Genomic DNA, 22062 nt, shown 5'->3' with positions numbered 1-22062 from the left:
CCTATCCGTGTCAGTATCGATTACAAAATCCACCTCTACCTCTCCTTTAAGAGGTAACTGTTCGAAATTGTAGAGCTTGTAAAAGACTTCGGGTAAATCTCTTGAGAAAAGACTATCGGACGCACGGAGCTGTTACTCATCGGCCCCTATGTTAACTGATGCTCCCCGTTGTCTTGCTTGACCGTCGATGTCCAAGGTTTTAAGGATGAAACTGTAAGATTTACCTCCATCGATTGCGGCGGAGGCAGCTCTAAGGTGAAAATTATGTGAGGCTTGATTCACAAATCCAGGATCGGCAAATACCGAGTGACTATCATTTCCGGTGCGGGCCTTATAGTTGGAGAAACCGATATACTCCTGCTTTTTCCAAATCCAACTTGCTTTCGATACGTCTCCGGGAGCGTAATAAAGATTGTAGTCCACTACATTTCCCGAGTTTTTCTTCTGTTCGTTATAGATGAAGACATTCGATGAATTCGCAAAGACGATATTATTGGTGATCATATTATTTTTGGTATCGTACTGTAGCAAAATTTCACCACTGCCATCATTTAGCGAATTATTGTGATATAGGGTATTGTTGATGATCTTGCAATTTACTGTCGAACCTCGTTCCATATCGTATCCGCCTAGCGCTATTCCCGTATACCGGTTACTGTAGACTATGTTGCTCCGCACGGTAACCTCGCTTGTGGATTTCCCTGCATGTTCACTGGCAATTTCAATGCCAATATCGTTGTTGTAACTGTAATTTCGTTCAATAACGCTGTCTTTTCCCCCATCGATGTAAATACCGCCAGCCGCGTTGCTATGGTTAGGAAGTGATGTACCGTAAGAAGGGTTAAAGTTGGAGGTGATGTTATATACTCTATTGCCACTAACTACTCCATTTCTCACTTGATCGTAGAACGGATGCGGCGCCGTTCCTTCGAAGCCGATGAGGTCGATACCGATATTGTCATTATCATGAATGAGATTGTTCGTCACGGCAAAAGTATCGACATTTCCGTTGACAGCAAGGGACTCGCTTGAATCCAGTACCAGCTTATAAAGCTCATTACCTTCTATCGTTACATGATGAATGGAGGCGGGAGCATCAGTGCCATACACAGCGATACCGTGAGCATCCCGGCCAAGCAGGTCACTGCCGGCGGGTGTTGCGGTATTTTTGATATCATGTACTTTGTTATTCAGTATCTTAATATAGCTACCAGAACCGTGGACAAATATACCTATTGGTAGCTGATCTGTTTTTGCTGTGCTGAAATTACGGATTTCAAACCCCTTTATCGTAATATAGCTGGCATTTTCAATCTCAATCAGGCCTTGTTGTCCTGTGATACAAAGTCCGCTGCCATCAAGGATTGCTCTTTCCTGCGGGAAATTAGCGAACGTGATCGAACCCTCCCGGGCTGAGCCTGAACGGGTTATTTTAAGCTTTTGCTTATAGACGCCCCCTCTTACATACACCGTGCTGCCCGGTTTTGCGGAGTCTGCTGCATGCTGGAGCGTTCTCCAGGGAGATTTTTTGGTGCCCGCGTTATCATCGTTGCCTTTGGAGTCTACAAAATAAGTAGGAGCAGCTGCTGAAATAGAAGTGGTACGCAATTGCAACAGCATAATCATTACGGTTGCAACTGCCAAACCCAGTATGAAAAATTTACGCTTTGTTTGCATTGTGCTGGATCTGCCTTTCCTGAATGTTTCTTGTAATTATACTACAGCCTTCCGGAAGCGGCTCTTATGCGCCTAGTAAATGTTTATAAATGGTCTCGATTTACTTTCCCGATGTGGCTTCGAAAAAGAGACGTGTGTTATCCTTTATCCGTCGAAAGAATTAAACACTTGAATCAAGGAAGGGGGAGAATCATGTGAAACAAGAGATCATAGCTAATCTCACAAACGAATTTAAAAATAATCAAAAGGTATTAACTGCAATCGGAGATGAAACCAGGCAAGCCATTCTCATGACCCTGATTCAAGGACAACAATATCCTGGCATGCGGGTGGGTGAAATTAAGGAGAGAACCCATCTGTCCCGTCCGTCCGTTTCCCATCATTTAAGAATATTGAAGGATGCACAAATTATAAGTGTTCGTAAAGAAGGGGCCAAGAATTATTATCGTCTGGACGTTACAAGCAAGCTAAAGCTGCTGAAAAATCTCGTGGATGAAATTGAGATGCTGCTTTCACAGTGCGAATGACAAATGAGGATTAATTTTTCATTCATAAATAGAGGAGAACGAACCCAGAATGAACAATGTAATTGAAGTAAAGAACGGCGTCAAAATTCCACAATTGGGTTTTGGTGTGTATAAAATCAAAAAAGGAGAACAATTCGAAAGGGCAATCCGCGAGGCGATTCGTGTTGGCTATCGTCATTTCGATACGGCCAAAATTTATGGAAACGAAGAAGCGCTCGGTTTGGAGATTCAAAAAAGCGGGATCCCCCGGGAGCAATTTTTCATTACCTCAAAAGTGTGGACGACGGATCTCGGTTATAAGGCGACGAAAAAGGCTTTTGAACATACCTGCAAAAAACTTAAAGTAGATTATCTCGATATGTACCTGATTCATTTTGCAAGTCCTCATTACGTTGAGGCATGGAAAGCGATGGAGGAATTATATTCCGAAGGGAAAATCAAAGTTATCGGCGTTGCGAATTTTGAGATACAACATCTTGAACATCTTATAGCGCATTCCAGAATTCCGCCGATGATTAACCAAATCGAGACCCATCCGGAATTTCCACAAAACGAATTGCATGATTATCTTGTGCAGCATCGAATTTCGCATGAGGCCTGGGGGCCATTGGGGCAAGGTAACAAAGCACTGCTGGAGCGTCAGGAGTTAGCGGAAATCGCTCGTCATCACAAAAAGTCGGCGGCGCAAGTTATTTTGCGTTGGCATCTGCAGCGGGGGATTATTGTAATCCCCAAATCTTCAAACCCCAAAAGGATAAAAGAAAACAGCGAAATATTCGACTTTGAATTAACCGCAGAAGAGATGGAGAAGGTCAACCGATTAAATACGGGTAAAAGGTACTCAGTAAACCCGACCGGATACATAGTGAATCCGTTTTATGTTAAGTTGATGAAGCTATTTATTAGATGAATTCCAAAATAGACGAGCTGTTCACTTATTTTTTGTAAAAAAGGCTGGCTCTGTTCAAATCAAGTTCGGTGGAGGTAAGGTGAATAATGCTCTCTTCCGCTGCCGACAGAACGGCGATGAAACATACCGGCAAAAGCCATGCTGCTTGATCCAGGTGAAGGATGAGCGGAGTTGCAAACAGCAAAAAACCGGCAAGTTTGTTTCCCCAGGTATGCAGGATGGCAAATGAATGATATTTATACGCCGCAATGAACAGGTTGGTTAGGCGAATGAGCACGGTGGCAGCGATCCATGGCAGGTATTTTAATATTTCATCCCCATTCTTGAAAATGATCGACACCATAACTACAGCAAAAAAACCGAGGTCGGCAATGGAGTCCAGCTTCGCGCCCAAGGTACTTTCACTTTTGGTCTTACGGGCTATATACCCGTCCAAGACATCACTAAGCCCGCAAGCCAGATAGATTAACGTAAAGAGCAGGGCATTGCCGTAAGTGAAAAATAAGGCAGGCAAGAGCATGATCCGGCTGATTGAGAGGATATTTGCGGTATTTTTTAACAACGGCATAACCTCCTATGAAGAATGCGTCCCCTTCATTTGATTGATGCGATAATCATCCCAGTTACCGTCTTCATGTGCAATTCATAATTTCACAATAGAACTCTAAACAGGCCACCCGTTCCCGGCGGTCTGTTTCTTTTGGCATCACCCTGTGAAAATGGTCCAATCCCCTGCGAAAATGGTCCGAAACCGTGCTACAGCTCTCACGGAAAGGCGATCTGTCCTCTCTCCCGGCGGTGTGCTTAGGTCTGTTAGGATGAAAGCGTAAACAAAAATCTGGATATAGGAGATTCCGATATGGGGGTACCTTCCGAAGAGCTGCTTCGCGGAGTGGAGCCGGCCCGTCCATCCCGCAGGAAGCTGCAAAACAAACACAAGCTGTTTCTCATGGCGCTTCCGTTTCTTGTTGTGACCTTTATTTTCTACTATTTGCCGATCAGCGGATGGGTCTACGCGTTCTATGATTTCATCCCCGGCATTCCGCTGTCGGACACGCCGTATGTCGGGCTGAAATGGTTCCAGACTATGGTTTCGAATCCGACGCAGACTGCTGAAGTGCTGCGCGTGCTGAAGAATACGGTGGCGATGAGCTCCCTGGGGCTGATCACCTCTGTTTTTCCGGTCATTTTTGCGATACTGCTCACCGAAATTAAGTCGGGCTGGTACCGCAAGTTCGTACAGACACTGACCACGATTCCGAATTTCATCAGCTGGATTCTCGTCTATGCGCTGGCGTTCTCGCTGTTTTCCGTGGATAGCGGGGTGGTAAGCGGCATACTCGTGCAGCTGGGTATAGTCGATGAGGGATACAATTTCCTTGCTTCCAGCTCGAATATCTGGGTCACGATGATTGCCTGGTACTGGTGGAAATCGCTCGGGTGGGGGGCAATCCTGTATCTGGCGGCGATTGCCGGCATTGACCAGGAGCTGTATGAAGCGGCAGAGGTGGACGGAGCCAGCCGGTTCCGCAAAATCTGGCATATTACCGTGCCCGGTCTTATCCCTACCTTCTTTGTACTGCTGCTGCTTTCGATCGGGAACTTTGTGAATAACGGGATGGAACAGTATTTTGCCTTCCAGAACGCAATGAACAAGGATGCCATCGAAGTGCTGGACCTGTATGTGTACAATATCGCCTTTGCCAACAACTTCCCGTTCGCCACGGCGGTCAGCATGCTGAAATCGGTCGTCAGCGTCATTCTGCTGTTCGCGGCCAATACGCTTTCGAGAGTGGTGCGCGACGAATCTATCATTTAAGGGGGTGACTCCACTTGCGAAAAAAGCTTAAGCCCGGCGATGCCCTGTTCCAGGGAGTTAACTATCTGCTCTTCGGATTGTTCACCCTGAGCTGTATTTATCCGTTCTATTATCTGTTCATCAACACGATCAGCTCCAATGATCTCAGTGCAGCAGGCTATATCAAATATTATCCGCGTGAGATCCATTTCGACAACTACTTCAAGGTGCTGCGGATCAGCGGGCTCAGCCATGCGGCGCTGGTGTCGGTCTACCGTACAGTAGTCGGCACAATGCTGACCGTGGGCGCTTCGGCTTTCCTGGGGTATCTGTTCACCAAGAAGGAGATGTGGGGCCGGCAAATCTGGTACCGCAGCGTCGTGGTTACGATGTATTTCAGCGCCGGGCTGATTCCCTGGTACATTACGATGCACAACCTGCATCTGACCAACAATTATTTGGCTTATATTCTGCCGACGATCATTACGCCCTTCAATATTATTCTGGTCAAAACCTTTGTGGAGGCGATCCCGCCTTCACTGGAGGAATCCGCGAGCATGGACGGAGCAGGTTATCTGCGGGTGTTCTGGAGTATTATTGTCCCGCTGACGACACCGATTCTGGCTACGATTACGATATTTTCGGCGGTAAGCCAGTGGAATTCCTTCATTGATACCGCATTTCTGATGACCGATACGAAATATTACACTCTGCAGTTTCTGCTCTGGCGTTACTTAAATGAGTCCAGTTCGCTGGCAGCGCTGATCCGTAATTCACCGGATATGGCCGCCAGCGTCCAGAACATGCAGACACCGACCTCGGTCCGGATGACAGTAACGATGATTGTGGTACTGCCGATTCTGATTGTGTATCCGTTTTTCCAGCGTTTTTTTGTCAAAGGCATTATGATCGGCGCAGTCAAGGGCTGAGTGTATGATTTCGAAACGAGTTTTGTTCGATGCAGATTCAAGAGGAGCAGATTCTCACAAAACTTTTAGGGGGTAACAAGCTATGAAGTTCAGAAGGTTATCGCTGCTTCTGCTGAGCGCCATCATGGTGTTCGTTCTGGCAGCCTGCGGCGGCGGAAACGGGAATTCAGGCAATGGGGGCAAAGCGGAGAGTACAGATAAACCGGTCACCGAGGCTACGAATGCGGCAAAAGAAACCGCTGCACCGGATGATGGCGCACTTGATCATTCCAAACCGCTGAAGCTGACGGTATTCTCAACAACCGCCAACTATGCGGGTCCGCAGACCGGCTGGTTCGCTAAGGTCATCAAGGATAAATTCAACATCGAGCTGGATATCGTCGCCTCTAATCTGACCGGCGGGGACACCAAAATCTCGGCAATGATGGCTTCCGGCGATCTTGGAGATATCATCGTCTTCGGGGATGATAAAAACCACTATCCCAATGCGATCAAAGGAAAGCTGCTGCTGGACTGGACGCAGGATGGGCTGCTTGATAAATACGGCGCCGATATCATGAAGCAATTCCCGAAAGCTGTGGAGAAGGCTAAAATTGCCTTTGGCGGGGGCAGCGCAGTCTATGGCATCGGAAACAGTGTTGCTACCAATCCTTCCGGCCCTTCCGAAGGAAAGGATATGACTTGGGGACCGGATTTACGCTGGGATCTGTACCAGCAAATCGGGGCACCGGAGATTAACTCCATTGAGGATTACCTGCCGGTCCTGAAAAAGATGCAGGAGCTTGAGCCGAAGAATGAGCAAGGCAAAAAAACCTATGCCTTCTCGCTCTGGTCCGACTGGGACGGCAACTACAAAATGACGCTGGCAAAGCAATTCGCCAACATGCTGGGCTATGATGAAATCCCTGATACTGCAGTCTACGTCAAAGCCGATGAAGAGAAATATTATGATTTTCTCTCTGAGGACAGCTGGTACATGAAGTCGCTCAAGCTGTATTACGAAGCCAACCAAATGGGGCTGCTCGATCCTGACTCCCTGACTCAGAAATTTGATGATGTGGTGGCGAAATACAAGGATGGCCGTATTCTATTCTCCTGGTTCCCATGGCTTGGTGCCGCCAACTACAATACCGCGGAAAGAACGGCGGAAGGCAAAGGTTTTGCACTGGTGCCGTTCAAGGATGAACTGATGTATTCAACAGGCTTCAATGTGTACGGCGGCAACGGCATTATTTCCATCGGAGCAAAGGCCAAGGAGCCTGCACGGATTATGGAGTTCCTCAATTGGATGTATACGCCGGAAGGCGCGATGCTCTCGGCAGGCAGCGGAACAGCTGTACCTAACGGTCCTAAGGGTTTGACCTGGGATATTGACAGCAATGGCCAGCCAGTAGTCACCGATTTCGGCTGGAAGGCTTACACGGACCAGCAGAACACCCAAGTACCTGAAGAATTCGGCGGCGGTGACTATTATTACGGGTCAAATCAGATGAACTTCTCGTTTGTTGTTCCGGCGATGGAGAATCCCGAGACAAGCGAGCCGTATGACCACAATCTGTGGAAGACAACACTGGAACGCAATCCATCGAAGCTTGATAGTGACTGGAGAGCAAAGATGGGCGTACTGACGGCTAAGGAATACTTTGAAAAAAACAATCTGCTCGCCGTTGCGCCGCAGGGCTTCACCGGCAAAGAGCCGCTGATCATGGATAAAACGCTGGAGCAGAAAAACAAACAGATCGGTACAGTCATTCAGCAGATTTCCTGGAAAATGGTTTTTGCCAAAAATCAGGCTGAATTTGACAAGCTGAACAAGGAAATGCATGACAAGGTCAATGGTCTCGGCTATGCCGACGTTATTGAATTTTCGGTCAAAAAAGCGGAGGAGCTGTTCGAGGCCCGCAAAAGTGTAAAGTAAGCAGGGACAGAGCATAAAGATAAGGCAGGGCGGCGCGGTGAGCTGTTCTGCCTTATTATTTTCAGTTCAGGTTAAATCTGGTATTCTAATTCTATTATATAAAACGCTTACAAAAAGAAGAGAGGATACGGAAAATGTGCAGAACGAAGCCAGGGAGCCATACACCGGCAGTTAAATCTTTGCGGACTACCTTGGTGATTTATTTGCTGATTGGTACGCTGCTGCCGCTCCTGATCGTCGGAATTATATCCTACACTTCGATCTATTCGATTCTTTCGGGGAAAATCGGCAGCGGGATCAGCGCAAGTCTGCGCCAGGAGGCGCTCAGCCTGGAGAATGCTATCGACAACCTTGATTTTGCCTCTAAGCAGTTTGCTTTGGACGGTCAGATTGTGGAGGAAATGTCTGCTTTTCTGCTGGAGAAGCAGATTTACCGCAAATCGCAGATTATGAGTTCGATCAACCAGAAGATCAATCTGGTCAACTTCACCAATCCTTACATAGGGTTAACTGCCTATATTATGCCGGGCAGCGAGGACCCGGTGCTGTTTACCAACATGAGTGCGCGGAGGAACTTTGATCTCAGCACGCTGCCTTCTTTTATGCGCTATAACGGAGCTGATTATTACGGGCCGCATGGCACGATGTATGCTGTAGGCGATAACGTGGTTTTCTCCGAGCAGCGGATTGTCAGGGTGAGCGGCCAGCATCAGCTATATATCTATCTGGAGACGAACTACAGTCTGCTGCGCAAAATTTTCAAGCAGGAAGCCTATGGAATGAAGGTAAACCATCTGCTGGTCAACCAGAGCGGCACACTTACCCATGTCATCGACGGCAAGCTGCCCGGAAAGATCGTCAAGGCGGCCGGGAAATCTCCGGGGCTTCCGCATGAGGAGCTGGACGGCTACCATCTGTTCCGATACGAGAGTCCGCAGGGCTGGAAGCTGGTGGCTGTCGTGAAGAAATCGGTATTTAACAGCGAAATTTACTCCTGGTTCTACAAAATGATTCTGCTCGCCCTCTCCACACTGCTCTTTGCCGGAGTTCTGGCCTGGTTGATCTGGAAGCGGATTTATGGCCCTCTGCGCAAAGTCAACGTGGAAATTATCCGTATGGCCGAAAATGTTACCGCCCCTGTTGCCTTCACGAATGTGGAGGAGTTTGACTTTGTATTGAGCAACTTTCAGCAGATGAAGGATCAGGTCAATGATCTGCTGCTGGCTGTAGCCCGCAATGAGAAGCAGAAAAGCCAGTTCGAGATTGAGAAGCTGCTCAGCCAGATCAACCCGCATTTCCTGCACAATACGCTGAACACAGTGCAATGGCTCGCCCGGCTGAACGGGCAGAAGGAAATTGACAAGCTGGTCACACTGCTGGTGAAGGTGCTGCATTACAATCTCGGCAAACAGAGCATTATTGTTACGATCGGTGAAGAAATCGAAGCCATCCGCAATTATATGGAGCTTCAGCGCATCCGTTACGACTATGAATTTGAGTTCAATGTGCAGGCGGAGGAAGATGTGCTGTCCGCTGCGGTTCCGCGTTTTCTGCTCCAGCCGCTGGTCGAAAATTCGATTTATCACGGGCTTAGTGATAACGGGAAGGTCGAGGTTATGATTACTGCGCATGGTGCAGATGAAATTCTGCTGTGTGTGAAGGATAACGGAACGGGAATGGACCCTGACAAGATTGAAGAGCTGCTCTCGGATGACGGTGCCAGAAAGCGGGGACTCGGCATTGGCTTCTCCTATGTCATGCGGATGCTGAGGGTGTATTACGGAGAGCAGATGACACTGCAAATTACCAGCAACCCGGGTGAAGGCACATGTGTATCCATTATCATACCTAAGAAAAGCAAGGAGGACTTCGATGATTAAGGCTGTTGTGGTCGATGACGAGCGGCTTGTGCGCAAAGGCTTCATCTCGCTGATTGACTGGTCGTCCTTTGGAGTTGTGATTGTCGGCGAGGCCGGGGACGGCAACGCCGCGCTGGCCCTGCTCCGCGAGCAGGAGACCGATTTGCTGTTTGTCGATCTCACCATGCCGGGGATGTCCGGGTTTGATCTCATCCGGCAGGTGCGGCAGCGGTTCCCAGCCATCCGCTGTGTAGTGCTGACTTGCCATCATGAATTTGATTATGTGCAGGAGGCGCTGCGCCTGGGTGCGGTTGATTACATCGTGAAGACACTACTGGAGGTGGAGAACGCGGATGAGACGATCCGCCGTTTGGTGGAACGGATCAAGTGGGAGGACAGCACCCGGGAGTCGCTTAGCCGCGGTGAGGGCAGGATTATCGCTGCGGACAAGGCGCTGCTCTATCTGCCGCTGGACCCCCGGGCCAGCGAGGAAGAGCTGTTTCAGCTCTCGGTGGTGAAGAACCATCCGCTGATCACTTTTCAGGACATGTGGATCACGCCGCTGCACCAGCGGTTTGCGGAGGAAGATGGCAGCCGTGAGCTCAAGCAAGTGCTTGGGGGCCGCTGGCAGACGGCGCTGGTGAGCGGACTGCGGCATCAAAGCCTGCAGGAAGTGGAGAAGATCCTTGGGCTGTCAGCGCAACATGCGTTGTTCTATTCCGGCGGAGCCGAGGAACCGGCCAGACTGAACTATGCAGAGCTTAAAGTAATGGCATCGGAAGCAACGATGTTCAGTGATGAGGAAGATGTTCTACAAGGAGCGCTGAATCTCAGATGGACGATAGACCGGGGCGGATGGGAGACTTTTATGGCGGGAGTAGTGATACAGCAGCCTTCACCGCAGCGGGTTTCCGACTTTGGGTATGCACTGCTCGGGAATTGGGGGGCTCTGCTGCTGAAGCCCGAGGAGACGGCGCAGCTGCAAGCGGCGGCAGGGAATAACCTGAACTGGTGCCAATGGAAACACTGGCTGCGGCAGTTCTCCGATCATGCGCAGCGGCGGATGATTGAGCTTGGGCTGAGCAAAGAGGTGATGCTCTGCCTCATCCGGGCTGTCCGTTATATGCGAAGCCATGCCGGGGACAAAATCAATCAAAGCGATGTTGCAGCCGCTGTCAATATGAGCCGGGGTTATTTCAGCCAGTGCTTCGCCCGCTTTGCCGGTGAGAGCTTTGGGGAGAGTCTGCGGGGGATGCGGCTGAATCTGGCCAAATCGCTGCTGCTGGAAAGTAATGAACCCATTTGCGAGATTGCCTGCAAATCAGGCTTTGAGGATGACCGTTATTTCAGCAGGCTGTTCCGGGATCGTGTCGGCAAGCTGCCGAGTGAATACCGTGCGGAGGGGATGAGGACCTGATGAAGAGGCTTACTGTTTGCGTCTCCGCCATGCTGCTGCTTTGTCTGCCGGCATGCCAAGGCAGCAGGGTGCAGCCGGATTCCGCAGGGAGCGAACCGGACGGCGGTGCCGCCGAAACTGCTGCTTATGGCAGATATGAAGACCCTGTCGTAATGCGCGTAGGGTTCAAAGTGCCTGATTCCCGGCTGAACACTGGCGACAGCAATGACAATAACCCGATTTCCCGGTATCTGGAGGACCTCACGAACATCAGGGTTATCCACTCTTGGGAGGCAAAAGGCGAGGAGCCATTTAGTCAAAAAGTGCAGCTGGCTATCGACAGCAACGATTTGCCCGATGCCGTGGTTGTGGACAGGGATCAATTAAAAAAATTGATCGACAGCGATATGATTGCGGATCTGACCGCAACATACGAGCAATACGGCTCAGAGCTGATCAAGGATATGTATGATTCGACCAAAGGCGAGGCGCTCGGCGATGCCTCCCGGGGCGGCAAGCTGTACGGGCTGCCGAATGTGGCGATCAATGCGGATTCCCTGTCGCTGCTCTGGGTCCGCCAGGATTGGCTCGACAAGCTGGAGCTTCCGGCTCCGCGGACCTTTGAGGATATTGAAGCCATCGCGAAGGCGTTTGTTGAGCGGGACCCTGACGGCAATGGTAAACGGGATACGCTGGGGCTTAGCGCCTACAAAAATATCGTGTACGGAACCAAGCCGCATGTGAATGGCCTGGACTCCGTGTTCAGCGCCTTTCACGCTTTTCCTACCAACTGGATCAGAACGGGCAGCGGCGAGATTGTTTACGGGTCAGTTGCACCGGAAACCAAAGAAGCGTTAGCCAAGCTGGCCGACTGGTACAAACGCGGCCTAATCGACCCTGAATTTGCGCTTTATAAAGAAACGCAGGAGCCAATTATCTCCGGTAATGCGGGGATGTTCTTCGGCCCGTGGTGGATGCCCTACTATCCGTTGTCAGAGGCAGTGGCACTTGATACAAAGGCGGAATGGCGGGCCTATGCCGCGCCGCTGGACAGCGCAGGCAAATTCGTCGCGCATATGGCGCCGGTCACTGACCGCTATCTGGTCGTCCGCAAAGGGTATGAGCATCCCGAAGCCGTTATGAAGCTGCTCAACGTCTTCACCCGGCTGGAGAGAAGACGGGACCCCAACACGGAGGAAGTCAAGAAACTGGATGACTTCTCGGCGCAGACCGGCATTCAGCCGCGTGCGTATTACCCGTTTGATCTGCTGATAGATTATTCCGGCGCTATTGAGAAGCATTATGCGGACATTCAGCAGGCGCTGCACGGCAAGATCGACCCGGATCTGCTGGACCCGGATACCAGGGTCATCTATGAGCGGTGGCTCGCCGAGGAGGAGCAGCCGAAGAAGAATCTGGAGGGCTGGAAAGCAGCCAATTCTTACAAATACGGGGCAGCCGTATTGTCCACGACGGCGATCGAGGGCGTGCGCAGCGTTTTTTATGGCAGCACAACCCATATGCAGAGTGTATGGCCGGCGCTGCAGAAGCTGGAGAGCGAGACCTTCCTGAATATTATCGTCGGTGATACGCCGGTGAGCAGCTTTGATACTTTTGTGGCGGAATGGAAAAGGCAGGGCGGGGATCAGATCACCCAAGAAGTCAATGTGATCGTGAAAAGCAGAGAGGCGGAGCAAATGGGCGATACGGCGGAATAGCGAGCTTTGGCGGTCATGGAAAGGAAGGTGGGGGGTGGATAGGGAGTAAGGGATAGAATAAGACGCCGTTCTGGTGTTGACTGAGATTTAAAGTGACGTAAACGTAAAGAATGAAGTATGTAAGGAGATTACGGGTGGAGTGCAATTAGACATTTGGTTTCGAGTGAGTGGCTTTAGCAGCTCTAGCGTTGTATAAACAAGCTTTCGGACCCCAGCGTCCTTATTTAAGATAGACCGTGTGTTTTTTGGACATTCGGACTCCAGTGACGTTATATGCTGATCCTGGTGCGAATCATGGCTGTAATCGATGGAATAGCTGCACCTGAGTCCGGTCCGTAAGGATAGAAGACATTGAAGAAAGCAGGTAACTATGAGTACGTGCTACTTCACAGGTTGATAAGCCGCTGTGAGTATCCTCATCAGCTTGTAATTGCTCGGATCCCGGTGAAAAAATGCTTCCGCTGCCCGTAGCGCCCGAACAGACAGAAGGCCGGAGTTCCCATCAGGGAAATCCGGCCTTCTGTGTTGTCCAAACCATTTCGTCTAACCAGAAAAGAATATTCTCCCGCTGCTCCTTACTGCGATGGCGATGTGTGGCCCTTGGCCGGATTTATCTTCATAAGGCTTGTCCGTCCCCGGACAGTGGCGGCACATCCCAGTCTTTGCACACGTCCACCCAGTCCGTACTTTTAGAGTACAGGGCTAGTTCATCACAGGTCAGCTCTATCGCAGAATTGGTGCTGCCACAGGCCGGAAACAGCGTATCGAAGCGCTGCATGGAAATATCCAGATAAACTTTAAGCTCCCGGGCGAGGCCGAATGGACAAACCCCTCCGATCTCATGACCCGTCTGCTCCAGAACTTCATCGGGAATGAGCATTCTCGCCTTGAAACCGAAGACTTCTCTGAATTTCTTGTTGTCGGCCTTGGCGTCTACTGCAGCAACGACCAGAATGGCATCGTCTTTACCCTACGGAAGGACAAGGTTTTGGCTATACGGGCAGGAATTACCCCAATCGCCGCCGCCGCCATCTCTACGGTAGCGCTGGAAGTGGCGAACTCCAGTACATCCTGCTCTTTGTTAAACGTACGGAAATGTTCTTTTACACTTACAATCGACATGAGCCTTGCTTCCTTTCTGAAAGTTCACTTTTTTTCATATTGGTTTACATTTTAACTTGTTTTTTATGAATGGGCAAAACATTCCTAATCTAGCATCCAAGCATTTTTGGCTCAAGGGCATTAAATAATACAAAAACAGGATAGAGGTGAGGACAGATGAGGTTTGAGGAGATCAAGGGGGCTTATGATTGCATTGTATGCCTGGGAAGCTCTTGCGAACCGGCAGCGCATTTGCGCAGAAGGGGGTTAAGGACTTTTTCATCGCCTCTGGACTGGGTCGTTTCGTTATCCCTTACAGATGTGAACCTACTGCTCAGCCGACGATTCCCGGAATACATGGAGCTGCCGAATGAGGTGCCGGACGAAGGGGATGATGTCTTCGTGGAGAATGAAGTTGTAATGCCGGTCCGATCGTATTTTATAAAAGATTACTATTATTATGTGATTTCCGTTCATGATTTTCCTATTCTCGAGGAGCAGGAGTGGGGCTCCGTGTATCCGGGCTTTAAGGATAAAATCGACATGTGCAGCCAGCGCTTGCTGGATCAGCTGATTGTCAGCCGGAAGGCGTTGTTCATCCGCTGGGGAAGTACTTATGAAGAGTCACTGCAGCTTCAAAAAGCGCTGGGCTCGTTAACGTTGGGAACCTTCCATATGCTGATCGTAAACGGAGTGGACGGACTGGATTCAGTGATTGATAACGAATGGGGACTCCCCGGCATCAGTTCACTGAGCATTCCGAACCGGGCCGGGGATAATGAGACCTGGGACTATATTCTGGAGGGTATTAGTCTGAGATAAAGCCTGCCGCGAGTGAATTGATAAGTTCTGAGGACAGCACATCGTGGCGACTGCTTCCTCCTTTTGCTGTTAATCGGACAAGCCCAGCCCTTTGCCCTGGACCATCCAATCCTCCCTTCCCCGATTCACAACTCTCCGGAATTTATGCTGATCTTTTGGAGCAGAGTAACCAATAGATCTGCTTCCTCCTCCGTTAAATTGGCCGAAAGCTTGCGGTTAAGTTCATCCATTATAGCTTGAAATACCGGTGCGAACTCAAGTGTCTTAGCGGTCGGATACAGTAGCGAAGAGCGCCGGTCTTTCGGATCGGTTCTCCGTTCAATATAACCCAAATGCTCAAGATGTTTGACGGACCGGGCGGTTGTTGCTTTATCGAACTTCATCTCATTTGTCATTTGATCCTGGGTAATTCCAGGCTGGCCAAGGATCAGCTTAAGAAAGCTGTGCTGCCCGCCGCTGCCGATCCCATAAGGAGCCAACTCCCGGGCTAAATATTTCTGGTTTTGACGCTGAAGGTTGGAAATCAACTTGCCAATCGGTTCTTTTTTCAAAAATGACACCTCTTTAGGTTAAATGCTGTTGCACCCCTTTATCTGTTCAAAATATTACAACAAAGTCGTTGCGTGCGCAACTAATTTGCGGTACACTGGGGAATGTCTGATAGTTGCGCGTGCAACTATCTCTAAAAACTGATTCAAGAGGGTGTTAGTTATGAGTTCCATTGCCGCAACCTATCAGGATGATGCCGCCATCCAGAAGAAACGCTGGATTATCCTGATCGTCTTAAATCTTTTTACCTTTATGTCAACGCTCGATGGAAGTATTGTCAATATTGCCTTGCCCGTGCTGGTGAAGCAGCTGAACCTGCCGGTGGCTCAGGTTGAATGGGTAACGACAGGGTATCTGATGGCTATTTGCGCAGTCATCCTGCTTTTCGGGAAGCTTGGAGATATGCTTGGCAAGATCCGGATTTTCAAAATCGGCACGATCGTCTTTATCATTGGCTCAATGCTCTGCGGTCTGAGCACAAGTCTGCCGTTCCTTATAATATCGCGCGTGATTCAGGCGATCGGGGCCTCCATGACTATGGCGAACAGCCAGGGGATTGTGACGGATATTTTCCCGGCTACAGAGCGGGGCAAAGCGCTGGGGCTTATCGGCACCTTCGTATCGCTGGGCAGTATCGCCGGACCGAGTCTGGGCGGGATTATTGTTTCAACACTGGGCTGGGAATATATTTTCTGGGTAAACCTTCCGATTGGCTTGATTGCCGTCGTGCTTGGATGGAAGGTTCTGCCTAAGGATCTGGTACGGGTAAAATCGAAAATCGACATTCCCGGAAGCATGCTGTTCGCGGTGTTTATCCTAACGCTGTTTGCCGGATTGCTGCTCGGGCAGCAGCTTGGGTATGGGGATGCCCGCATCCTCACGGCGCTGCTCATCGCAGTTGCTGCATTTATTGCTTTTATTACCGTGGAATTGCGCCGCGCGGAGCCGCTGCTGCAGCTGTCGCTGTTCAAGAACCCCTTATTCTCACTCAGCATTTTGTGCGCGTTTCTCGTGTTCGTGGCCAACTTTTGCTTCAACATCATTGCCCCGTTCTATGCGCAGAACATGCTGAATCTGTCGCCTTTTTACGCCGGATTTTTGCTTATGCTGTTTCCGATCTGCATGGTGGTGGTTTCACCGGTCAGCGGAGCCTTGTCCGATAAGATCGGTTCCGAGTTCCTGACCTTTGCCGGATTAATCGTGATGGTTATCGCCCAGTTTGGGCTGGCCCGGCTGCATGACGGAAGCTCTGTGCTATTGGTCGGATTGTGGATCGCGATGCTCGGTGTCGGCAGCGGCTTGTTCCAATCGCCCAACAATTCACTTATCATGTCCAAAGTGCCGCGGACACAGCTCGGTTCCGCAGGCAGTGTCAACTCGCTGGTCCGCAATGTGGGCATGGTTGTCGGCATCACCATCGCCACCTCCATCCTGTTTAATGTGATGAGCAGCAAGGCAGGGCATCGGGTAACCGATTTGGTTCCGGGCCGTCCGGATATTTTCCTTTCGGGGATGCATGTTGTATTCATGACTTCCTCGGCAATTTGTCTGGTTTCGGCATTGCTTACCGGCTGGCGGCTGATCACGGCAAGAAGAGACAAGAGAGCGGCAGCTTAAGTAGACCGGCTAAGACAAGCCATAGGCGCTTTCACACCTTTTTTCACAAAAAATAGAGATTGCTGTCACAAAATAATCCGCCCGGTTGTCTACAGTATTGTAAACACATTGAGGAGGAGATTATGATGAGTTTGAGATTCAATTACAGAGAAGTGAACGCGCCCGCTTTCCGGGCAATGATGTCGCTGGAGCAGCATACCGCAGGCCGGGGCAGCGATAAGCTCCTGACTGAACTGGTCAAAATACGGGTATCTCAGCTGAACGGCTGCGCCTTCTGTCTGGATATGCACGCCAAGGATTTGCTGAAGCTGGGGGATTATCAGGACAAACTGCTGCTGGTCACGGTATGGCGCGAGGCACCGATCTTTACGGATAAAGAGAGAGCTTTGCTTGAGCTTGCCGAAGCTGTCACACATATCAGTGAAGCCGGCGTGCCCCATGATGTATATGAGAAGGTCCGGGAGCATTTCAGCGAAGAAGAATTTGTTGATTGGATTATGGCGATCAATACGATCAATTGCTGGAACCGGTTAGCGATTTCTACAGGAATGTATCCGGGAGCTGTCCTCTAAGTCGCTGAGGATAACATCAGGAGTAGGAGGGGAAGTGCCGTTGAAACCACAAAGCAACGAGACCGGCACAAAGTTAACTGCAACTCAAGCACCGGGGATGGAGGAGCTGTTTCTCAGTTACAAGGCTTACGCCTTCTCCATAGCTTACCGGATGCTCGGAACAGCGGTTGATGCGGAGGATGCGGTGCAGGATTGCTTCGCCGAGCTGCAGCGGCGTGATCGGACCGGCATTCACAATATGAAGGCCTATGTGGCAAAAGGCATTACCAACCGCTGCCTGAATATGCTGAACTCGGCGCGCAGCCGTAGAGAGACCTACATCGGCGAGTGGCTGCCTGAGCCGGTAAGCGAGCCTTATGACGGACCTGAAGCCGCAGCGGAACGTAAGGATACGCTGTCGTATGCGTTTCTGGTGCTGCTTGAGCGGCTGTCGCCCACTGAACGGGCGGTATTTGTACTGCGTGAAGCCTTCCAGTACGATTATGGGGATATCGCAGAAATGCTGGGCAAAGCGGAAGCCAATTGCCGGCAAATCTTTAGCCGGGCCAAGCGCACGCTTCAGGCCGAGCCTTCTGCAGCCATGGCCGGGTCCGGGACAGGAATGGCGAGGTCTGGCCTGCTGCGGCGCTTTACCGAGGCTTTTACCGCTTATGATGTCAGTGCGATGCTGGAACTGCTGTCCGATCATCCCGTGCTTATTGCCGACGGCGGCGGCCAGGATGTCCATACGATCCTTAGGCCGATGGTTGGCCGCAAGGGAGTGCTGGCGCTGCTGACCTCGCGCCGGGTGCTGAACCGGCTGCGGGAATTGGAGCCGTCTGTAGAAACCGTCAACGGCGAAGACCAACTGGTATTCAGGCAGGATGGCGAGGTTAAAGCCGTGCTATGTCTGGTGCTGGAAGGGGAGCAGATTCAGAGCTTCTATCTGGTTGTAGGACCGGAAAAGCTGGGTCATGTCTTCTAAGCCGTGAACTGTTCTATCACCCGGTTGGTTTACAAAAAGAGCGCCGCCCACCTTATGAGGTGAGGCGGCGCTTTTGTGCAAATATAAGAATTTATCTGCTTCACGCTATAAATTATCCTTCTATTTCTCGATGAAACGGATACCGTCCTTTTGAGGACGGCGGATGCCGTTTCCACTTGGAATATTAGTTCTTAAAGCTGTGAATTGGAGCGGGAATACGTCCGCCCCGGTTCACGAACCCGGCGCAGTTAAAAGGATTCACGGCCATCACCGGGGCGTAGCCGAGCAGACCGCCAAATTCGACCATCTCGCCGACTTCCTTGCCGATAACCGGGATCAGGCGGACGGCGGTTGTCTTGTTATTGACCATGCCGATTGCGGCTTCATCAGCGATAATGCCGGAGAGGGTTTCTTTGCTGGTGCTGCCCGGAATGGCAATCATGTCGAGGCCGACGGAGCAGACACAGGTCATCGCTTCGAGCTTCTCCAGCGTCAACGCACCGCGCTGAACAGCCTGGATCATTCCATGGTCTTCACTGACCGGGATGAACGCGCCGCTAAGTCCGCCGACATAAGAGGAGGCCATGACGCCGCCTTTTTTGACATTATCGTTCAGGATGGCAAGCGCTGCCGTGGTGCCGGGTGCTCCGGCTTCCTCGAGACCCATAACCTGGAAAATCTCGGCGATGGAGTCACCGACCAAAGGGGTGGGTGCCAGCGACAGATCAATGATGCCGAACGGCACATCCAGCCGTTTGGAGGCTTCCTGTGCAACAAGCTGTCCTACACGGGTCACCTTGAAGGCGGTTCGTTTGATCGTCTCGCACAGCGTTTCAAAGTCCTGGCCCTTTACTTCTTCCAGTGCGCGCTTGATGACACCAGGGCCGCTGACCCCAACGTTGATCACGCATTCCCGCTCGCCCACGCCGTGAAAGGCTCCGGCCATGAAGGGGTTGTCCTCAACGGCGTTGCAGAAGACAACCAGCTTGGCGCAGCCGATGGAATCACGGTCCTTGGTGCGTTCCGCCGTCTGGAGGATGATGTCGCCCATTAGCTTCACGGCATCCATATTGATCCCGCTGCGCGAGGAGCCTACATTCACAGAGGAACAGACTCTTTCCGTCACAGCCAGCGCTTCTGGGATACTGTCGATCAGAATCCGGTCGCCTTTGGTGCAGCCTTTCTGCACAAGCGCCGAGAAGCCGCCGATAAAGTTGACGCCCACCTCTTTGGCCGCCTTGTCCAGAATCTCGGCAACCGGAACATAAGTATCCGTATGCACGGAACCGGCTGCAATGGAGATTGGGGTGACGGAGATCCGTTTATTGACAATCGGTACGCCGAATTGCCGCTCCAGATCTTCCCCGGTCTTCACCAGCTTCTCAGCGGACCGGGTGATTTTGTCATACACATTCTGGTTAAACACCCGCAAATCCGTATGGGCACAGTCCATCAGGCTGATTCCCATCGTAATGGTGCGGACATCCAGATTCATTTCGCGGATCATTTTATTCGTTTCCTGCACTTCCACAAGTGAAATCATCCCTATCTCTTCCTTTCGCTGCTAGCTAAATGCGGTGCATAATATTGAAAATGTCCTCGTGCTGGAGCTTGATTTCAACGCCGATTTCTTCGCCCACCTGCTGCAGGTCCTCCACAATCTCTTCAAAGGACTTGCTTGGCGCAGAAATATCAACAATCATCATCATGTTGAAATAGTCCTGCACAATCGTCTGCGAAATGTCGAGAATGTTCAGATTGTGGCCTGCAAGGTAGGTACAGACTTTGGCGATAATCCCTACTTTGTCTTTTCCCAGTACTGTTATAATCCCCTTCAATGAAAAAGCCTCCTATTTATCTATTCTCTGTTCATCCGCCGCATTAACGGAATGAACCGTTGCATTTATTATTGCAAATGATGTTGTAGTCATCAACCAAAGGTTTTTTGTCAGTCTGATCATAAATTTGATCTTATGCCCTAATTTCATTAGAATACAGTTGACAGTGTTAAAAATATATGATCAACTAATAGATTGACATGATCGTCTGAAGGAGTAACCATGACAACTAGAAAATACAAAGAGCTGGTTGAGCAGCGTACCAGGCAAACCCTGCAAAAGTGGTCGGAACAGCCAGACGTCGAGGAAAAGGAAATCTACCGCTTTTTGCATAATTTAAAGGGCACGGCCGGAACGGTAGGCCTTCACCTGGTGGAGGAGTATGCCGGCAGCACATTGCTTTATTTCTCGGATGAATCTTATAAAAATTGGACAGAGGCCGAGTGGGGGGATTATTTGTATCCTTTGCTGGGGCTTTTTGATGAGCAATTGATGAACTCAGCAATACCTGTCCCGGGTTTGCAAGCGGCAATGTTGCCTGACGGCAAGAAGCAATACGAAATTCTGCTCATTGATGATGATGTAGAGCTTGTAGCCTTTTTAAGGGAATCGCTGGAGAAGCAGTCCTATTTTGTGAGTATTGCATTATCCGCCGAACGGGGACTCAAAATTTTTTATGAAAGTAAGCCGGACATGATCCTGCTGGATATCCTGCTGCCCGATCAGAGCGGGATTGATGTCCTGAAACAAATCATCGGCAAGGCGAAGAAAGAGCGTATTCCGATTATTATCGTCAGCGGTGAACATTCCAAGGATGTCCAGATGTATGCCTATTCGCTGGGGGTGATGGATTATATTCCGAAGCCTGTAGATATTGATTTGTTCCTGGTACTCATTAAGAACCGCTTTGAGCTGAAGCTTGAATGGCAAAAATCCATAATCGTGGATGAGCTGACCGGGGCTTTTAACCGCAAATATTTTAATCAAACGATGAAGCAGCTGATCTCCGATTTCAAGCGGACCGCGCGGACATTTTCGCTTGCGCTTATGGACCTGGATTACTTTAAACATGTGAATGACAGCTACGGCCATCTGGTCGGAGATGAGGTGCTTCAGACTTTTTCCGGGCTGGTACAGAAATCAATCCGGGTGGAGGATACATTCTGCCGCTATGGCGGTGAAGAGTTTGCCCTGTTCATGCCCAATACCGATGCCGCATCGGCCATGCTTGTCATCGAGCGGATTCAGCAGCAGTTCTCTTTGAAAGAGTTTTGGGCCAAAAATGAACGATTTAATGTTTCCTTTTCCGCCGGGATCACAGAGGTAACGGAATCTCACCTCAATGCCGATAAACTTATTGATGAAGCAGATCAGGCGCTGTATGCCAGCAAACATGCCGGCAGAAACCAGACCACTTTGTATGACGAGCATTTGCCGGCAGGTAAGCTGGAGTCGGTTCTGAATGTCATCATCGTCGACGATGATCCGCTGATCCGCAGAATAGTGACCCATCAGTTCCAAGCTTGGGAGCCGGAGAGCATTGCCAAAGTGAAAGTAAGCAGCTATTCTAACGGCCCGCAGTTTCTCCAGTCGGATTGGTATGCTCCCGAGGAGAAATTTATCATCCTGCTTGATGGTATTATGCCGGAGCTGGATGGGCTGGAGGTGCTTGAGCGGATCCGCGGCAGTTATCCGGAAGTGAATATTCTCGTGATCATGCTGACCGGGCGGAACGACCAGCGGGATATTATACATGCCCTGCAAATGGGCGCCGACGATTATGTCATTAAGCCGTTTCACTTGCCGGAGCTGCTCATTAGAATTGAACGGCTGGCCCACAGATTTTTGTTCTGAAACATTTAGCGCT

General features: G+C 50.3%; 18 protein-coding genes and 1 pseudogene. 13 read left to right on the top strand and 6 right to left on the bottom strand.

The window, feature by feature from the left end; genetic code table 11:
* Positions 1-132: 132 nt before the first annotated feature.
* Complete coding sequence (locus NST99_RS21980; protein WP_341094361.1) at positions 133-1677, bottom strand: right-handed parallel beta-helix repeat-containing protein; 1545 nt, start codon at positions 1675-1677, stop codon at positions 133-135.
* 194 nt (positions 1678-1871) lie between these two features.
* On the opposite strand from NST99_RS21980, the gene NST99_RS21975 reads away from it, so the two are divergent.
* Positions 1872-2204: an ArsR/SmtB family transcription factor gene (locus tag NST99_RS21975; RefSeq protein ID WP_341094359.1), complete on the top strand. Its 333-nt coding sequence runs from the start codon at positions 1872-1874 to the stop codon at positions 2202-2204.
* A gap of 49 nt (positions 2205-2253) precedes the next feature.
* A complete protein-coding gene (locus NST99_RS21970; RefSeq protein ID WP_341094358.1) occupies positions 2254-3114 on the top strand; it encodes an aldo/keto reductase in 861 nt (286 codons plus the stop codon).
* A gap of 25 nt (positions 3115-3139) precedes the next feature.
* On the opposite strand, the gene NST99_RS21965 is transcribed toward NST99_RS21970, so the two are convergent.
* Positions 3140-3676, bottom strand: a complete 537-nt coding sequence (locus NST99_RS21965) for a CDP-alcohol phosphatidyltransferase family protein (RefSeq protein WP_341094357.1) — start codon at positions 3674-3676, stop codon at positions 3140-3142.
* Positions 3677-3973: 297 nt separating this feature from the next.
* Between NST99_RS21965 and NST99_RS21960 the strand changes: the two genes are divergently transcribed.
* The 6 genes from NST99_RS21960 to NST99_RS21935 all read left to right on the top strand — a co-directional run bounded on the left by NST99_RS21960 (position 3974) and on the right by NST99_RS21935 (position 12732).
* Positions 3974-4933 carry an ABC transporter permease gene (locus tag NST99_RS21960; protein ID WP_341094355.1) on the top strand — a complete coding sequence of 320 codons (960 nt, stop codon included), beginning with the start codon at positions 3974-3976 and terminating at the stop codon, positions 4931-4933.
* 14 nt (positions 4934-4947) lie between these two features.
* On the top strand, positions 4948-5841 hold the full coding sequence (locus NST99_RS21955; RefSeq protein WP_341094354.1) for a carbohydrate ABC transporter permease: 894 nt from the start codon (positions 4948-4950) through the stop codon (positions 5839-5841).
* An 82-nt stretch (positions 5842-5923) separates the two neighbouring features.
* Positions 5924-7759 carry an ABC transporter substrate-binding protein gene (locus NST99_RS21950; protein WP_341094352.1) on the top strand — a complete coding sequence of 612 codons (1836 nt, stop codon included), beginning with the start codon at positions 5924-5926 and terminating at the stop codon, positions 7757-7759.
* A gap of 134 nt (positions 7760-7893) precedes the next feature.
* A complete protein-coding gene (locus NST99_RS21945; protein WP_341094350.1) occupies positions 7894-9639 on the top strand; it encodes a sensor histidine kinase in 1746 nt (581 codons plus the stop codon).
* A complete protein-coding gene (locus NST99_RS21940) occupies positions 9632-11035 on the top strand; it encodes a response regulator transcription factor (protein WP_341094349.1) in 1404 nt (467 codons plus the stop codon). The genes NST99_RS21945 and NST99_RS21940 overlap by 8 nt, the downstream gene beginning before the upstream one ends.
* Positions 11035-12732, top strand: a complete 1698-nt coding sequence (locus NST99_RS21935) for an extracellular solute-binding protein (RefSeq protein ID WP_341094347.1) — start codon at positions 11035-11037, stop codon at positions 12730-12732. The genes NST99_RS21940 and NST99_RS21935 overlap by 1 nt, the downstream gene beginning before the upstream one ends.
* A 616-nt stretch (positions 12733-13348) precedes the next feature.
* Here the strand turns inward: NST99_RS21935 and NST99_RS21930 are convergent.
* Positions 13349-13854 (bottom strand): annotated as a pseudogene (locus tag NST99_RS21930) (YbaK/EbsC family protein).
* A 156-nt stretch (positions 13855-14010) separates the two neighbouring features.
* Here NST99_RS21930 and NST99_RS21925 point away from each other — a divergent pair.
* Positions 14011-14655 (top strand): DUF1796 family putative cysteine peptidase, encoded by a 645-nt coding sequence (locus NST99_RS21925; RefSeq protein WP_341094344.1) that lies wholly within the window; start codon positions 14011-14013, stop codon positions 14653-14655.
* Positions 14656-14780: 125 nt separating this feature from the next.
* On the opposite strand, the gene NST99_RS21920 is transcribed toward NST99_RS21925, so the two are convergent.
* Complete coding sequence (locus tag NST99_RS21920) at positions 14781-15206, bottom strand: MarR family winged helix-turn-helix transcriptional regulator (RefSeq protein ID WP_341094343.1); 426 nt, start codon at positions 15204-15206, stop codon at positions 14781-14783.
* Between the two features lie 160 nt (positions 15207-15366).
* Between NST99_RS21920 and NST99_RS21915 the strand changes: the two genes are divergently transcribed.
* The 3 genes from NST99_RS21915 (at position 15367) to NST99_RS21905 (ending at position 18357) form a co-directional block, all read left to right on the top strand.
* Positions 15367-16821 (top strand): MFS transporter, encoded by a 1455-nt coding sequence (locus NST99_RS21915; RefSeq protein ID WP_341094341.1) that lies wholly within the window; start codon positions 15367-15369, stop codon positions 16819-16821.
* A 125-nt stretch (positions 16822-16946) separates the two neighbouring features.
* Positions 16947-17393: a carboxymuconolactone decarboxylase family protein gene (locus NST99_RS21910; protein ID WP_341094339.1), complete on the top strand. Its 447-nt coding sequence runs from the start codon at positions 16947-16949 to the stop codon at positions 17391-17393.
* A gap of 97 nt (positions 17394-17490) precedes the next feature.
* The gene (locus NST99_RS21905) at positions 17491-18357 is read left to right on the top strand and encodes a sigma-70 family RNA polymerase sigma factor (protein WP_341097721.1); all 867 of its coding nucleotides are present in this window, start codon (positions 17491-17493) and stop codon (positions 18355-18357) included.
* 184 nt (positions 18358-18541) lie between these two features.
* Here the strand turns inward: NST99_RS21905 and NST99_RS21900 are convergent, their stop codons facing one another.
* Entirely contained in the window at positions 18542-19897 is a 1356-nt protein-coding gene (locus tag NST99_RS21900) for a PFL family protein (RefSeq protein ID WP_256718062.1), read from the bottom strand.
* Between the two features lie 28 nt (positions 19898-19925).
* Positions 19926-20195, bottom strand: a complete 270-nt coding sequence (locus NST99_RS21895) for an ACT domain-containing protein (RefSeq protein ID WP_019910116.1) — start codon at positions 20193-20195, stop codon at positions 19926-19928.
* A gap of 222 nt (positions 20196-20417) precedes the next feature.
* Between NST99_RS21895 and NST99_RS21890 the strand changes: the two genes are divergently transcribed.
* A complete protein-coding gene (locus NST99_RS21890) occupies positions 20418-22049 on the top strand; it encodes a GGDEF domain-containing response regulator (RefSeq protein ID WP_341094337.1) in 1632 nt (543 codons plus the stop codon).
* Positions 22050-22062: the final 13 nt, after the last annotated feature.

It is taken from the genome of Paenibacillus sp. FSL L8-0470 (assembly GCF_038008625.1).
GTDB lineage: Bacteria > Bacillota > Bacilli > Paenibacillales > Paenibacillaceae > Paenibacillus_AQ.
The sequence above is the reverse complement of the archived record's forward strand: the minus strand, read 5'-3'. Positions and strand labels throughout refer to the sequence as shown.

What these genes read in the sequence shown, in the direction of transcription:
- NST99_RS21915 (WP_341094341.1), top strand. Translation starts at nt 15,367, where the DNA reads ATGAGTTCCATTGCCGCAACCTATCAGGATGATGCCGCCATCCAGAAG.
- NST99_RS21970 (WP_341094358.1), top strand. Translation starts at nt 2,254, where the DNA reads ATGAACAATGTAATTGAAGTAAAGAACGGCGTCAAAATTCCACAATTG.
- NST99_RS21935 (WP_341094347.1), top strand. Translation starts at nt 11,035, where the DNA reads ATGAAGAGGCTTACTGTTTGCGTCTCCGCCATGCTGCTGCTTTGTCTG.
- NST99_RS21940 (WP_341094349.1), top strand. Translation starts at nt 9,632, where the DNA reads ATGATTAAGGCTGTTGTGGTCGATGACGAGCGGCTTGTGCGCAAAGGC.
- NST99_RS21890 (WP_341094337.1), top strand. Translation starts at nt 20,418, where the DNA reads ATGACAACTAGAAAATACAAAGAGCTGGTTGAGCAGCGTACCAGGCAA.
- NST99_RS21905 (WP_341097721.1), top strand. Translation starts at nt 17,491, where the DNA reads ATGGAGGAGCTGTTTCTCAGTTACAAGGCTTACGCCTTCTCCATAGCT.
- NST99_RS21945 (WP_341094350.1), top strand. Translation starts at nt 7,894, where the DNA reads ATGTGCAGAACGAAGCCAGGGAGCCATACACCGGCAGTTAAATCTTTG.
- NST99_RS21960 (WP_341094355.1), top strand. Translation starts at nt 3,974, where the DNA reads ATGGGGGTACCTTCCGAAGAGCTGCTTCGCGGAGTGGAGCCGGCCCGT.
- NST99_RS21980 (WP_341094361.1), bottom strand. Translation starts at nt 1,677, where the DNA reads ATGCAAACAAAGCGTAAATTTTTCATACTGGGTTTGGCAGTTGCAACC.
- NST99_RS21910 (WP_341094339.1), top strand. Translation starts at nt 16,947, where the DNA reads ATGAGTTTGAGATTCAATTACAGAGAAGTGAACGCGCCCGCTTTCCGG.
- NST99_RS21950 (WP_341094352.1), top strand. Translation starts at nt 5,924, where the DNA reads ATGAAGTTCAGAAGGTTATCGCTGCTTCTGCTGAGCGCCATCATGGTG.
- NST99_RS21925 (WP_341094344.1), top strand. Translation starts at nt 14,011, where the DNA reads ATGAGGTTTGAGGAGATCAAGGGGGCTTATGATTGCATTGTATGCCTG.